The organism is Pseudomonas sp. MPR-R2A5 (assembly GCF_058793055.1).
On record NZ_JBXAFK010000074.1, the window covers coordinates 16,579 to 29,373 of the forward strand.

At 61.5% G+C, this 12,795-nt stretch carries 14 protein-coding genes and 1 pseudogene; 7 read left to right on the forward strand and 8 right to left on the reverse strand.

Features of this window, described 5'->3' with window-relative positions:
- Positions 1-19 precede the first annotated feature (19 nt).
- From nrdD to AC1Q6I_RS32695, 3 genes are all read left to right on the forward strand, one after another.
- Complete coding sequence (gene nrdD / locus AC1Q6I_RS32685) at positions 20-175, forward strand: anaerobic ribonucleoside-triphosphate reductase (RefSeq protein WP_024075037.1); 156 nt, start codon at positions 20-22, stop codon at positions 173-175.
- On the forward strand, positions 172-867 hold the full coding sequence (locus tag AC1Q6I_RS32690; protein WP_024075038.1) for an anaerobic ribonucleoside-triphosphate reductase activating protein: 696 nt from the start codon (positions 172-174) through the stop codon (positions 865-867). Before nrdD ends, AC1Q6I_RS32690 begins: the two co-directional genes overlap by 4 nt.
- 70 nt (positions 868-937) lie before the next feature.
- Positions 938-2,557: a methyl-accepting chemotaxis protein gene (locus tag AC1Q6I_RS32695; RefSeq protein ID WP_102625204.1), complete on the forward strand. Its 1,620-nt coding sequence runs from the start codon at positions 938-940 to the stop codon at positions 2,555-2,557.
- An 851-nt stretch (positions 2,558-3,408) separates the two neighbouring features.
- Here AC1Q6I_RS32695 and AC1Q6I_RS32700 read toward each other — a convergent pair.
- From AC1Q6I_RS32700 to AC1Q6I_RS32715, 4 genes are read right to left on the reverse strand one after another with little or no spacing between them, the layout of a single operon-like run.
- Positions 3,409-4,761 (reverse strand): 4Fe-4S binding protein, encoded by a 1,353-nt coding sequence (locus AC1Q6I_RS32700; RefSeq protein WP_492618415.1) that lies wholly within the window; start codon positions 4,759-4,761, stop codon positions 3,409-3,411.
- On the reverse strand, positions 4,758-5,597 hold the full coding sequence (locus tag AC1Q6I_RS32705; RefSeq protein WP_102625765.1) for an FTR1 family iron permease: 840 nt from the start codon (positions 5,595-5,597) through the stop codon (positions 4,758-4,760). Before AC1Q6I_RS32705 ends, AC1Q6I_RS32700 begins: the two co-directional genes overlap by 4 nt.
- Before the next feature lie 9 nt (positions 5,598-5,606).
- Entirely contained in the window at positions 5,607-5,930 is a 324-nt protein-coding gene (locus tag AC1Q6I_RS32710) for a cupredoxin domain-containing protein (protein ID WP_102625766.1), read from the reverse strand.
- A complete protein-coding gene (locus AC1Q6I_RS32715) occupies positions 5,930-6,460 on the reverse strand; it encodes an iron transporter (RefSeq protein WP_102625767.1) in 531 nt (176 codons plus the stop codon). Before AC1Q6I_RS32715 ends, AC1Q6I_RS32710 begins: the two co-directional genes overlap by 1 nt.
- A 179-nt stretch (positions 6,461-6,639) precedes the next feature.
- On the opposite strand from AC1Q6I_RS32715, the gene AC1Q6I_RS32720 reads away from it, so the two are divergent.
- The gene (locus AC1Q6I_RS32720; RefSeq protein WP_102625769.1) at positions 6,640-6,873 is read left to right on the forward strand and encodes a DUF3079 domain-containing protein; all 234 of its coding nucleotides are present in this window, start codon (positions 6,640-6,642) and stop codon (positions 6,871-6,873) included.
- Here the strand turns inward: AC1Q6I_RS32720 and AC1Q6I_RS32725 are convergent.
- Positions 6,854-7,330, reverse strand: coding sequence for a PA2171 family ribosome-binding persister protein (locus AC1Q6I_RS32725; RefSeq protein WP_102625768.1), 477 nt, complete (start codon positions 7,328-7,330; stop codon positions 6,854-6,856). The two genes, AC1Q6I_RS32720 and AC1Q6I_RS32725, sit on opposite strands and share 20 nt — an antisense overlap.
- Positions 7,331-7,760: 430 nt before the next feature.
- On the opposite strand from AC1Q6I_RS32725, the gene AC1Q6I_RS32730 reads away from it, so the two are divergent.
- Positions 7,761-7,967 carry a PLD nuclease N-terminal domain-containing protein gene (locus AC1Q6I_RS32730; RefSeq protein WP_069076380.1) on the forward strand — a complete coding sequence of 69 codons (207 nt, stop codon included), beginning with the start codon at positions 7,761-7,763 and terminating at the stop codon, positions 7,965-7,967.
- 373 nt (positions 7,968-8,340) lie between these two features.
- Here AC1Q6I_RS32730 and AC1Q6I_RS32735 read toward each other — a convergent pair whose 3' ends face one another.
- Positions 8,341-9,126, reverse strand: coding sequence for a DeoR/GlpR family DNA-binding transcription regulator (locus AC1Q6I_RS32735; RefSeq protein ID WP_069076378.1), 786 nt, complete (start codon positions 9,124-9,126; stop codon positions 8,341-8,343).
- Between the two features lie 121 nt (positions 9,127-9,247).
- Here AC1Q6I_RS32735 and AC1Q6I_RS32740 point away from each other — a divergent pair, with 121 nt between their 5' ends.
- Positions 9,248-10,423: an alpha-hydroxy acid oxidase gene (locus AC1Q6I_RS32740; protein WP_102625400.1), complete on the forward strand. Its 1,176-nt coding sequence runs from the start codon at positions 9,248-9,250 to the stop codon at positions 10,421-10,423.
- A 177-nt stretch (positions 10,424-10,600) separates the two neighbouring features.
- On the opposite strand, the gene AC1Q6I_RS32745 is transcribed toward AC1Q6I_RS32740, so the two are convergent.
- A complete protein-coding gene (locus AC1Q6I_RS32745; RefSeq protein WP_024075050.1) occupies positions 10,601-11,527 on the reverse strand; it encodes an alpha/beta hydrolase in 927 nt (308 codons plus the stop codon).
- A gap of 113 nt (positions 11,528-11,640) precedes the next feature.
- A pseudogene (locus tag AC1Q6I_RS32750) lies at positions 11,641-11,802 on the reverse strand (diguanylate cyclase); the annotation flags it as partial.
- A 162-nt stretch (positions 11,803-11,964) separates the two neighbouring features.
- Here AC1Q6I_RS32750 and AC1Q6I_RS32755 point away from each other — a divergent pair.
- A complete protein-coding gene (locus AC1Q6I_RS32755) occupies positions 11,965-12,552 on the forward strand; it encodes an NUDIX domain-containing protein (RefSeq protein ID WP_024075052.1) in 588 nt (195 codons plus the stop codon).
- The last annotated feature ends 243 nt before the right edge of the window (positions 12,553-12,795 follow it).

A 12,795-nucleotide genomic window follows, 5' to 3' on the forward strand; every position in this document is an offset into this window, starting at 1 on the left:
ACTCGCAAGGAGCTCCACCATGCAAGCATCCCAGCCACAACGTCAGCGCTGCGAAGTCTGGACCCGAGTGATGGGTTACCACCGGCCGGTGTCGGCGTTCAACCCTGGCAAACAGTCCGAGCACAAAGAGCGTGTGCACTTCACTGAAACGGCCGCCCTGGCCGGGCGCCAATGAGTCGAGCGCTACGGGTCGGGGGCATGGTGCCCCTGACCACCCTCGACTACCCCGGCATGCTCGCCTGTGTGCTGTTTTGCCAGGGCTGTGCCTGGCGCTGTCGTTACTGCCACAACCCGGACCTGATCGCACCGCGCGGTAGCGCCGAGATCGATTGGCGCCGGGTGTTGTTGTTTTTGCAGCGGCGCCAGGACCTGTTGGACGCGGTGGTGTTCAGCGGCGGCGAACCGACCTTGCAGGAAGGCTTGCCGGCGGCCATGGATGAAGTGCGCGCGATGGGCTTTCGGGTCGGCCTGCACAGTGCCGGGATCAAGCCGGCGGGCTTCGCCAATGCGTTGCGCCATGCCGATTGGGTGGGCTTCGATGTGAAGGCCCTGGCCGAGGACTGCCAATTGATCACCCAGGTCAAGGGCAGCGGTGCCGCCAACTGGCGCAGCCTGGACACCTTGCTGGCCAGTGGCGTGGATTATGAATGCCGCACCACGGTGCATTGGCACCTGATTGACCCACCCCGGTTGCTGCTGCTGGCCCAGCGTTTGCAAGCCAATGGTGTCAAGCGCTTTGCCGTGCAGATGGTGCGCACGGCGACGATGCTCGATGCGCAACTGCCCAGTGTCTCCGTACAGATGGCGTTGCCAGAGTTGTGGGGCCGTTTGCGGGAGTTGTTCCCGGCATTTGTATTGCGAGGGTGACCGATCACCCCCGTCAGGATTTTTAAAGATGCTGTCCGTTTTGGGCAGGCTTTCATCAAGGAATAATGGAATGAAGCAGTTAACCACGGCGCAACGCATTGTCATCGGCTTCGCGATCGCGCCGTTGGCCCTGGTCGGTCTGGTGTTTTATGCCTTGCACGACCTGGCAACGCTCAAGCAGCAATCCGAACAAATCGTACAACAGGACTGGCCTCGCATCGCGCCGATCATGGTGATTGCCACCGGCGTGCGTGACAACGGCCGCAACACCCGTGACCTGCTGATCGACCAGGATAACCAACAGGCGCAGGCCTCTATCGGCACGACGCGCGAGCGCATCACCCAGGCCTTCGCAACCCTGGAGCCGCTGCTCGATACCGCCGAAGGCAAGGCCGCCTATGCCACCTTGAAATCCCATCGCGAAGCCTACGTGGCGGCCTTCACCCAGGTGCAGGCGCTGATCAAGCAGGGCGCCCGCGAACAGGGCCTGGCCCAGCTCAAACAGCAGGTGATGCCGGCCGAGCTGGACGTGTTCAAGAGCCTCGATGCGTTGATGGCCATGCAAGGCCGGCTGTTCACCGAGCGTGAGCAGGCGGCGCAAACCCTGTATGACGACGCGCGTCGCACGATGATCGGGCTGTTCCTGCTGTGCCTGACCCTGGTGGTGGCCGCCGCCGTGATCGTCACCCGTAGCGTCACCCGGCCATTGGGCGGCGAGCCGGACGAGGTGGCACGGGTGCTCAAGCATATCGCCAATGGTGATCTGACCATCGAGGTACCGCTGGGCAACAGTGCCGACGGCAGCGTGATGCGCAACCTGCACCTGATGCAGCAGAGTCTGAACCAGATGGTTCGGCACATCGCCGTGTCGGTGGACGGCGTGGCCAGCTCGTCGGAAGAGTTGAGCGCGGTCAGTAGCCAGACCAGCAGCAGCTTGCAGCTGCAGGGCCAGGAAATCGAACAGGCTGCCACGGCGGTCAATGAAATGACCGCCGCCGTCGACGAAGTGGCGCGCAATGCCGTGAGCACCAGCGAAGCCTCGCACCTGTCGGAGCAGACCGCCCAGCGCGGGCAGGCCCAGGTGCAGGAAACCGTGGCCTCGATCAACACCCTGGCCACCGGCGTGGTGGAGACCTCGGAGCGTATCCAGCAACTGGCGGGCCGCGTGCAAGACATCAGCGGTGTGCTGGAAGTGATCCGCAGCATTGCCGACCAGACCAATTTGCTGGCGCTGAACGCCGCTATCGAAGCCGCCCGGGCCGGCGATGCCGGACGCGGGTTTGCAGTGGTGGCCGATGAAGTGCGCGCACTGGCCCATCGCACCCAGTCTTCGACCCAGGAGATCGAACAGATGATTGGCAATATCCGCCAGGACACCGAACACGCCGTGGCCGCCATGCACAGCAGCAGCGAGCGGGTACAGGCAACCTTGGGTGTGGCCCAGCGGTCGGGAGAGGCGTTGGCGGAGATTACCCGGTCGATTTCACAGATCAACGAGCGCAACTTGATGATTGCCAGCGCCACTGAAGAACAGGCGCTGGTGGCGCGAGAAGTGGATCGGAACCTGGTGGGGATTCGGAATTTGTCGCAGCAGGTATTGCAGGGGGCCTTGCATACGGAAACCGCGGGGCATGACCTGGCAGGGATGGCCGGAGCGCTGCATCAGACCGTGGCGCGGTTCAAGGTTTAACGGGGTGGCTTAGATCAAAAGCCAAAGCGCGGCAGCCATAGAGCCGACCGGTGTCGGGTCTGGTGTACTCGGTAAAAAATGTGGGAGGGGGCTTGCCCCCGATGAGGGCGTGTCAGTCACTTATTTGTTAACTGACCCACCGCCATCGGGGGCAAGTCGAATCGTCGCACCGCCCCTCCCACAATTGGATCTCCACAGGTCAGAGATCTCCATAGGTCAGGTAGACCTTGGCCTGCTTTTGCTCTGTCTTTTGCTGCCTTGGAACCGACCGGAGTTGTGCTTGGTGTACTCGGTTAAGTGTGGGAGGGGGCTTGCCCCCGATGAGGGAGTGTCAGTCACTTATTTGTTAGCTGACCCGGCGCTATCGGGGGCAAGCCCCCTCCCACAATTGGATCTTCATAGATCAGATATCTCTGCAAGTCAGGTAGACCTCATTCTGGTTTTGCTCTGCTTTTGCTCTGGCTTTTGATCTTGATCTTAGGCGCCCCGTTAAACCACGCTGGCCGAACGCAGGCTTGAATCCGTGGGTAACCCGGCAGGACGCCGGGTTAGCCGTCCTGGGCCAGGGATGGCCCATGACGGCGGCCCACGGATTCAAGCCTGCGTTCGGGCACACCGAGCCTAAGCGAGGTGCCGAGTGGTGGGGCAAGAGCCCTTTTGGTTACTTTTGGGGCTCTTTTCCAAAAGTGACCCGCCGTAAGGGCGGAAACGCCAGTAGCCGTTACCGCAGCAACGGATATGTACACCAACCCGCTAGCCGCCATTCCCGCAGCAACGGATATGTACCCCAACCCGCCAGCCGCCGTTACCGCAGCAACGGATATGTACACGGACCCAGCCCCGCCCCCCAATCAACCCCACCCCCAAAACTGCAACCACCACCCAACCCCCACCAACCCATTACTCAACACCACAAAAAACCAAGCCCTCCCACGTAACACCCCCCCAACCCCCCGAAGCTGCCGCCACCCCAACCACAAGCACCACCCAACCGCCCCAACCAGCAACACCGCCCGCGCCGACTGCACCCAACCCAACCCCAACCCCTCATAACGCAGCAACTTCACCGTGGTCGCCGACAACCCCAGGAACAACCCCGCACCACCGAGGGGCGTCAGTGTCAGCGCCAAGGGCCGAAACAGTGCGCGATCCCCCGCCACCCAGGTAGCCAGGCGCAGCAGCAGCCAGCAGCCACCACCGAGCAGCAGTGCGCTGCCACACAGGTACAGCACGATGCACAGGCCATCGAGCCAGCTGAAGCTGTCGTTGAGTTGCGGGTAGTGAGTGAGCAGCCACCAGGGCGCATTGTCTTCCAGGGGCCACAGCCAGTCATGACTCACCAGCCACGTCGCCAGGGTTTGCTTGAGCGCGATAAACCATGGGCTGACCGTCCATTGAAACGCCCCCATTGCCAGGCCGATCACGCCAAACAACAACAGGCGCGCATCCCATGCCGAGCCGGGTTGGCGAGGTGCCTGAAGGATCTCCGTATTGCACGACCGGGCGATCAATTGCACGGCCCCGCGTTGTCCGCTGCAACGGCCACAGGCATGGCACTCGCTGGCGCCTTGCAAGCGGCGGATATCCAGCAGCGGCGCGCAGTTGGGCAGCGGCAGGCGCGGTGCGGTGTTGGCCTTCCAGCGTTGCTCATCCACCGCGAAATGCACCGGCGCCAGGCGGGCGAGCAGGGCGAAGACGCCGCTGACCGGGCACAGGTAACGGCACCACACGCGTTTACCGCGCACGAACAACAGGCCGACGACCATGGCCGCCAGGGTCGAGCCGCCGAGGATCAGCAAGGCGGCCTGGGCGTAGTCATACACACTGATCAACTGGCCATACAGGGTCGTCAGGCAAAAGCCCAGCGTCGGCCAGCCGCCCCAGCGCACCCAGCGCGGAATGCCCAGGCCGCGCCCGTGCTGGCTGGCCCATTCGCTCAACGAACCTTCTGGGCAAAGCACCCCGCACCACAGGCGCCCGAACAGCACCATCGACAGCAACACGAACGGCCACCAGAGGCCCCAGAAGATAAATTGCGCGAGCAGTGTCAGGTTGTTCACCAGGCGCGCCTGGCTGCTCGGCAAGGGCAGCAGCGCCGGCAACACCAACAGCACGGCGTAAACCAGCACCACCAGCCATTGCACGGTACGGATTAACCGCCCATGGCGCCGCATGCTATCGCCCAGGCGCTGCAGCCAGGTCATGCCGCTGGCCGCGAGCGACGCAGGCCGTTGCCGACCCACAGCCAATAGCCGAGCAGCACCAGCACGGTAACCAGGCTCGGCGCGGCACGGTAGCCGGCAAAATCGGCCAGCAGCGACCCCAGACCGTGGCTGTCGCTGAGCAGGGCGCTGCTGTCCCAGCGGCTTTCACCGAAGGCGCCATACACCCATTCGGGCAGGTCCATGCCCAGCAGTTGTCCGCTGATACGGTCCACGCCGGCCACCAGCAAGGCCCCACCCAATAGCAACAGCAGTGCTTCGCTGAGGGCAAAAAACAGCGACCAGGAGATAAAGCGTCGACTGCCCCGCAGCAGCACCACCGTCAGGCCCGCCAGTACCAGGCCCAACAGGCCGCCGATGGCGAACAGGCTCAGTGCCGGACCGTTAAGGCGCGCCCCGGCGCCATACAAAAACACCACGGTTTCACTGCCTTCACGGCTGACTGCCAACAGTGCCAACAACAGCACCCCCCAACCACCTTGGCGGGCCAGGCGCTGATCGGCTTCGCGCACCAGGCTGTGTTTGAGCGTGGCGCCGTGGCGATGCATCCAGAACACCATCTGCACCATCAAGCCGCTGGCCAGTAACGTCAGCGCCGCTTGTGCCCATTCACCCTGGGAGCCGCTCATGGCTTCGCCGGCCCACAGCATCAAGCCGGCCAACCCGGCGGAGCACAGCAGCCCGAGCAACACCCCGGCCCACAGGAAACGCGCCAGGCGTGAGTGTTCGGCCTGGCGGCTGATCCACACCTGAAGAATGCCGATCACCAACAACGCCTCGACGCTTTCACGCCAGACGATAAACATCGATTGATTCATCAAAGGCTCCTATTGCGCGAGGATGCTGCCTTCGGGCAACTGTGGGTTGAATTCGTCGAAGAACGGGTACAACCCCGGCTTGAGCGGATGGATGACCACAAAAGTGGTCACGCCAGGGGACAGCACCTTCTCCACCCGCAACGGCGTGCTTTCGAATTCGGCCGGGCCTTGGCCGATATTGTTGAGCACGATCTTGAAGCGCTCATCGGCCTTGACCACCAATTGCGGGGGGGCGAAATGGCCGTCTTGCAGGCTCAGTTCATACGTGGGCAACGGCGCCGCCAGGGCCGAGCCGCTCAGCAGCACGCTGCCCAGCAGCAGGGCGCGGCGCATCAGTAGCCGCCTTTTTTGCCGATACCGGCGTAGACAAATTCGTAATGCACTTCGCAGCGTTCGAACCAGGGCGCGACGCCGGTTTCCTTGTCGGTGTGGCGGCCCAGGGAGTGGTGGCCGGTGGGCGGCAATACGCTGAAGGTGAGGGTGTATTTGCCAGGGCCTTGCAGCTTGACGTTGTCGCCATAGTGCGGCCCGTCATTGGCGACCATGGCGTGGAAGTCGCCGTTGATCGGCGTCTCGCTGCCTTGTTTTTTCAGGGAGAACGACAGGTTCAGGTAGGGCACGAAACTGCCTTCCTGGAAGCCTTGGGCGTTGTCCGCCGTGGCGCGTACATCGGCCTCCAGGTGCACGTCGGAATCGGCGGTGGCGCGCATCATGCCGGCGGGGGCCATCTCGATGGGTTGCAGGTACACCGCGCCGATTTCAAGCCCTGGGCAGTGTTGCGGTTCGCCGATGGGATATTCCTTGGCGAACGCCGCAGAAGTGGACAACAGCAGGATGAGGGGCAGTGCAGAAGGGATACGCATGGAGGCTTCCTGACGGGTGAGGGGAGAGAGCCCGAGTCTAGGAAGGTCAGGGGTAAATAATAATGATTCTTGTCAAGTTTCGATGATATTTCATGTTGGCCAGGCTTGATATCGGTCAAGGCCAGGCACCTGTGATCGGCGTAGGTTGGACCTATCGTTCGCCGGTAGGGAACCTCGTCATGGCCAAGCCTTTTCCACTGCACCCCAAGCACCCCGAGCGCATCTGCTGGGGGTGCGACCGCTATTGCGCCGCCACCGACCTGGCCTGCGGCAACGGTGCCGACCGTACCATGCACCCGGCCGAGATGATCGGTGATGACTGGTACGAACACGGCGATTGGGGCGTTACCCCGGAGCCCGCCGCCGCGGACGAGCCATCAACGACTACAGTGCTCAGGCTGCGAGGGGTTTAGTCTGCATCGACTTTTTGTAGGCGGCTTTCATGGCTTCCATTTCGGCGCCTAGCTCCTCGAGGACAGCTTTGCCCAACAGCTTCTTCGCTTGAGGGAACATCTCGGTTTCCTCTTCTTCGATATGGTGCTCCAGCAGCTCCTTGACCACTTTGACGCGGCCGGAAAACTCAGTGGTGGAAGGCTCGGTCTGTTTCAGGTCGGGCAATACCAGGACATCGACTGTGCGGTGCTCTTCCTTGGCTTCGTGGTACATGATGTCCTGTTCCTTGCCACCGGCTTTGCGGAAGGCCGGGTACAGAATCTCTTCCTCCAGCTTGGTGTGCAGGCTGATTTCCATCTCCAGTTTGGCCAGCAATTCGGTGCGCTTCTTGACGCCACGCTCGGTGGATTCGCTCAGTTGAGTCAGCAGTGCTTTGACGCGTTCATGGTCAGCCTTGAGAAGGTCAATGGCATTCATGTTGAAACCTCACGGATAGCGCTCGGGCGCGTCGACATGCGCGCCTCGTCCAGTGGGATATTGCATCAGCTGTACCAACATGGCTGATTAGTGAATTTTCTTATTAATCAGTTGGTTGATGGTGTTTTATGCGTCGGCTTATCGTGCAGCTTGCATGGTCGGGCCCTCAGCGGGTTGCATTACACCGTCCCTGACTTTCCGGTGTTTGAAGTTCTCGGTGGCCAGGCACTGGAAGATTGCCAACTGGGTTTACGCCTGCAGGGACACCCGGTCGTCCTGAGCGTTTGGCATTTCCAGTAAGAAGGGAGCGGAGGTTGGGTCAGGGGGGCTCCAGTGCGCCATAACCGTTGGGCGTGAGCGGCTGCACGAAATCCGATGGAACCCTCGGGGTAGATGCTTGACCTAATGCATGGACCTCAGGAGGTGAACCATGCAAATTGAATATATCTGGATCGCGTTGGCGGTGATTCTGCTGCTGTTGGAATTGTGGGCGATCAATATCGTATTGCGCAGTACCAGTGGCTGGGAGACCAAGGGGCTGTGGCTGGTCATTCTGATTTTCGTGCCGCTGCTGGGGCTGATTGCCTGGGCGATGTTCGGGCCCAAGCGGGAGATGCCGGAGCAGCGCAAACAGTAACCTGTGGCGAGCGGGCTTATTGTGGCGAGCTGGCTTGCCCTAATGCCATTCAGTTAAGCGTACATCGCCTTCTGTAGGAGCGAGGGGGACGCCTAGTTCTTGCTCGCGAAAAACGTCAACGATAACGCGTGTTTCCTGAATGAACGCGGCGCCTGTAAGTTCTTCGCGAGCAAGCTCGCTCCTACAAAAAAGCCTTAACTGAACGGCATTAGGGCTTGCCCCGCGTTGGGCTGCGAAGCAGCCCCAATAAGAGCGCTGCAGTGTGCCAGGCAGCTCCGGGGCAGTTTTTTGGGGCTGCTGCGCAGCCCAACGCGGGGCAAGCCCGCTCGCCACAACGGCCCGTTCGCCACCGTGCTATTGGGTGCCCCTGTTCCTACTCGACCTCGACCCGTATCACTTCCAGCCCTAGCTGCTCATACGCCTCGATACCCGGCACGTGCCATTCGGTAATCAGCGTATGGATACGGTTGCACGGCGCCACCACAAAAGGTTCCACGGCACCGAGTTTGTCCGCCATGGTCACCGCCACCACATGGGACGCGCTGTCGAGCAACGCTTGCTTGACCGCCACTTCATCAAAATGCAGCGAGCTGATGCCGACCTGCGGATGTAGCGCGCACACCCCGGTAAACAGCAGGTCGGCCTTGATGCCCTGGATCAGGCGCACGGTTTCCTGGCCGCTGGTGGACAAGGTCGCGGGGTTGAGTTGGCCGCCGGCGAGGATGATTTTCACCTGGGGATGATCGGCCAGGGCGATGGCGATCATCGGTGACGGGGTGACCACGGTCAGGCGGATCGAGTGCGGCAAGGCCTGGGCGATGCGCAGTGTGGTGGAGCCGGAATCGAACAGCACGATCTGGCCGTCTTCCACACGATCGGCCGCCAGTTGCGCCAGGTGGTGCTTGGCCTCGTTGGTCTCGCCGACACGGGTGAAGAAGTCCTTGCCGCTGTCCTTGGGCCGGGGCAGGGCGCCGCCGTGCACGCGTTGCAACAGGCCGGCCGCGGCCAGTTCGCCGAGGTCACGGCGGATGGTGTCGTGGGAGACGGCAAAGTGTTCCACCAAGTCGGAGGCCGTGACTTTGCCGTCACGTTCCAGCAATAACAGGATCTTTTGTTTGCGCAACGAAGGCAGGTCAACGGCTTGATGGGTGTTGTGCATGTTTGTGCGTCTTTTTGCGGGTTTGTGCGAGATTAGTCGTCCGTCGATATAAACGCAATGGCTGGTTGCGCGGGCGATGGGCGGTTACTCTCGACGTTCAGTTCAGGGAGAGGTGACCCCGATGTCGTTGATCACAACCATCGAAGACTTACGCAAGCTGGCGCAGAAACGTGTCCCCAGGATGTTTTACGACTACGCCGATTCCGGCTCCTGGACTGAGAGCACCTACCGGGCCAATGAAAGCGATTTTGCCCGCATCAAATTCCGCCAGCGCGTGGCGCGCAACATCGATGAGCGCTCGATCCGCACCACCATGATCGGCCAGGACATGGCCATGCCGGTCGCCCTGGCGCCCACTGGCCTGGCCGGCATGCAGCATGCCGATGGCGAGATTCTCACCGCCCGCGCTGCGGCCGCTTTTGGCTTGCGCTATACCCTGTCGACCATGAGCATCTGCTCCCTGGAAGACATCGCCGAACAGGTCGGCCAACCGTTCTGGTTCCAGTTGTATGTGATGCGCGACCGTGGGTTTATCGAGCAATTGATCGAGCGCGCCAAGGCGGCCGGCGTGGATGCGCTGGTGTTGACCCTGGACCTGCAGATACTCGGGCAACGCCACAAGGACCTGGTCAACGGTCTGTCGGCACCGCCCAAACTGACCCTGCCAAATATCCTCAACATGATGACCAAGCCGCGCTGGGTGATGGGCATGCTCGGTACCAAGCGCCATGGCTTCGGCAATATCGTGGGGCATGTGAAGGGCGTGGCGGACATGAGTTCGCTGTCGTCGTGGACCGCCCAGCAATTCGACCCGCGCCTGAGTTGGGACGACGTGGAATGGATCAAGAAGTGCTGGGGCGGCAAGTTGATTATCAAGGGCATCCTCGATGTGGAAGATGCGCGCCTGGCCGCCAATTCCGGCGCCGATGCGCTGGTGGTGAGCAACCACGGCGGGCGCCAGCTGGACGGGGCTCCATCGAGCATCAGCCAGTTGCCGGCGATTGTCGACGCGGTGGGCGAGCGCATTGAAGTGTGGCTCGACGGCGGCATTCGTTCCGGTCAGGACGTGCTCAAGGCGATCGCCTTGGGCGCCAAGAGCACCATGATCGGTCGTCCGCATTTGTATGGCTTGGGCGCCATGGGCGAAGCGGGGGTGACCAAGGCACTGGACATCATTGCCCGTGAGTTGGACGTGTCGATGGCGCTGTGCGGGTATAACGATATACGCGATGTGAATCGCGAGATTCTGCTGCCAGGGTCCTTTCCCGAAGGGGCAGGCTGCGCAAAAAAATCATAAAAAAGTGAAAAGAGTTGTCCACGAAAACCGTGGGTATCTCTGTGGATAACTTTGCCGGGGCCCGGCAGGGTTGGCGATTTAACCCAAGGTTAATATTTGATCAACTTGTGGCGAGGGCCAGCATGGGCTGGGTTTGCGCTTGACAGGCTCGCGCGAACCCAGTGCCGAAAACCTTTTTTATGACTCGTTATTGCGCCCTGTGGCGTGGGTGACAACCTGTGCCGGCATCTTCGCCCGCATCAGGTTGTCCAGCGCCTGGCGATAGCTGCGGCCGGCCAGGCTCATGCTGTTGTTATGGCTGGCGCCGGGCACCAGCAGCAACCGTTTGGGCTCTTGGGCCGCGTCAAATAGTTGCTGGCTGAAACGCGGGGGCACGTAGCGATCGTCCAGGCCATGGACCACCAGCAGCGGCATATGGATGTCGGCAATCTTGTCGATGGAGTCGAATTTCTGCGAGAGCAACCAGCGCACGGGCAACGACGTGTTCGCCACGGCCGTGGCCACATCCGCCAGGGAGGTGAAGGTGGACTCGACCACCAGCCCGCGCACCGGCAGCGGCGTTTGCCTGCCCAGCTCGGCCGCCAGGTCGATCGCCACCGCGCCACCCAGGGAGTGCCCGTAGATCAGGCGTTTGTTCGGGTCGGGCTGCAACACCTGGAAGCGTTCCCACGCAATGCGCGCGTCCTCGTATACCGTGGTTTCCGAAGGCAGGTCACCGTGGCTCTGGCCAAAACCGCGATAGTCGATAGCCAGCACCGAGAAGCCCAACGCATGTAATTGCTCGATGCGAAACAACTGCCCGGTGAGGTTCCAGCGCACGCCGTGCAGGTACAGGATCGCCGGAGCATCCTTGTGCTCCGCCGGGTACCACCAGCCATGAATGTTCTGCCCTGATTTGAAACGGGTGGGCTTGAGTTCGAATTCCTGCACCGCCCTGGGTAAGCCGCTGTACCAACTGGCGGTACCGGGCTCGATGCGAAACACCAGCTCGCGTTCCTTGTGCTGGAGCACCGAGCAGCCCACGGGTAAACCTACGATCAACAGGAGCATGCACAGCAGGGGAAACCAGCGTAGGCCCAGGCGCGACATAAAACGAGATGACATCGAAGGTTCCAAGGCAAAGGTGAAGGACGGTTTTTAACAGAAGGCTTGTCGGTACAGGAATTAATTCGACAGCCGCGAAGGGCGATTGCTTGCAAAGTGTTACAGCATGGTGCTCAGGCCGTCTCGACCACTTGCACCCGATTACGCCCCCGCGCCTTGGCCAGGTACAGCGCCTGGTCGGCCTGGGACAGCAAGTGCGAAAGGTCATCGCCTGCGGTGCGGGTGGTCACGATCCCGATACTCACGCTGAGGAAACCCGGTGCGAGCAGGTCCAGGCGGTCCAGTTCATCGCCGCGCTGAGCAGCAATACCCCATTGCCCAGGAGCAGCGCGACAAAGTCCATCCCCGCCCGCGCGCGATTGTAGCGGTATGCGACGCGCTTGACGCTGGTGTTGCCATCACGACATGCTCACGCTCCTTTGAGCTAAGGCCTGACCATGGATAACAGTCCCGTTCGCATCACTGCCGAAGAGACCCTCTCTGACAATTGGTATGTTTTGAAGAAGTACAGCTTCGACCTGCGCCGCCGGGATGGCAGCTGGCAGGCCCAGACCCGCGAGGTGTACGACCGGGGCAATGGCGCGACCATCCTGCTGTACAACCGCACACAGCGCACGGTGCTGCTGATTCGTCAGTTCCGCATGCCCACCTTCGTCAACGATTACCACGGTTACCTGATCGAAGCGGCGGCCGGGTTGCTGGACAACGCCAGCCCAGAAGAGCGCATTCGCCTGGAAGCCGAGGAAGAGACGGGGTATCGGGTGGGGCACGTAGAGAAGATCTACGCAGCGTTCATGAGCCCGGGGTCGGTGACGGAGCGGATTCACTTTTTTATCGGTGAGTACCAGGCGGGGGATCGGGTAGGGACCGGCGGCGGGCTCGAAGAGGAGGGGGAGGATATCGAGGTGCTGGAGCTGGGGTTTGAGCGGGCGCTGGCGATGGTGGCGAGGGGGGAGATTGTGGATGGGAAGACCATTATGTTGCTGCAGCATTTGGAGTTGCGGATGTTGAAAGAGGGCTGGTGAGGGGGATGCGTTCGGCCAGCGTGTTTGACGATCAAAAGCCAAAGCGCGGCGGCCTGAGAGCCGACCGGAGTTGTGCCTGGTGTACTCGGTTGAAATGTGGGAGGGGGCTTGCCCTAATGCCGTTCAGTTAAGGCTTTTTTGTAGGAGCGAGCTTGCTCGCGAAGAACGGGACTGTCAGATATTTTGTGTGCGGGCCGGTAACGGCCTGCCGTCAGGCAGGCCGTGCTTTTACCAGGTCGGCCT

Bases quoted from the DNA above. Each gene is read 5' to 3' on its own strand.
- AC1Q6I_RS32710 (WP_102625766.1), bottom strand. From the start codon at position 5,930: ATGCGCCGCGCCCTGCTGCTGGGCAGCGTGCTGCTGAGCGGCTCGGCC.
- AC1Q6I_RS32720 (WP_102625769.1), top strand. From the start codon at position 6,640: ATGGCCAAGCCTTTTCCACTGCACCCCAAGCACCCCGAGCGCATCTGC.
- AC1Q6I_RS32700 (WP_492618415.1), bottom strand. From the start codon at position 4,761: ATGACCTGGCTGCAGCGCCTGGGCGATAGCATGCGGCGCCATGGGCGG.
- AC1Q6I_RS32730 (WP_069076380.1), top strand. From the start codon at position 7,761: ATGCAAATTGAATATATCTGGATCGCGTTGGCGGTGATTCTGCTGCTG.
- AC1Q6I_RS32715 (WP_102625767.1), bottom strand. From the start codon at position 6,460: ATGCGTATCCCTTCTGCACTGCCCCTCATCCTGCTGTTGTCCACTTCT.
- AC1Q6I_RS32725 (WP_102625768.1), bottom strand. From the start codon at position 7,330: ATGAATGCCATTGACCTTCTCAAGGCTGACCATGAACGCGTCAAAGCA.
- AC1Q6I_RS32695 (WP_102625204.1), top strand. From the start codon at position 938: ATGAAGCAGTTAACCACGGCGCAACGCATTGTCATCGGCTTCGCGATC.
- AC1Q6I_RS32735 (WP_069076378.1), bottom strand. From the start codon at position 9,126: ATGCACAACACCCATCAAGCCGTTGACCTGCCTTCGTTGCGCAAACAA.
- AC1Q6I_RS32705 (WP_102625765.1), bottom strand. From the start codon at position 5,597: ATGAATCAATCGATGTTTATCGTCTGGCGTGAAAGCGTCGAGGCGTTG.
- AC1Q6I_RS32745 (WP_024075050.1), bottom strand. From the start codon at position 11,527: ATGTCATCTCGTTTTATGTCGCGCCTGGGCCTACGCTGGTTTCCCCTG.
- AC1Q6I_RS32690 (WP_024075038.1), top strand. From the start codon at position 172: ATGAGTCGAGCGCTACGGGTCGGGGGCATGGTGCCCCTGACCACCCTC.
- AC1Q6I_RS32740 (WP_102625400.1), top strand. From the start codon at position 9,248: ATGTCGTTGATCACAACCATCGAAGACTTACGCAAGCTGGCGCAGAAA.
- AC1Q6I_RS32755 (WP_024075052.1), top strand. From the start codon at position 11,965: ATGGATAACAGTCCCGTTCGCATCACTGCCGAAGAGACCCTCTCTGAC.
- nrdD (WP_024075037.1), top strand. From the start codon at position 20: ATGCAAGCATCCCAGCCACAACGTCAGCGCTGCGAAGTCTGGACCCGA.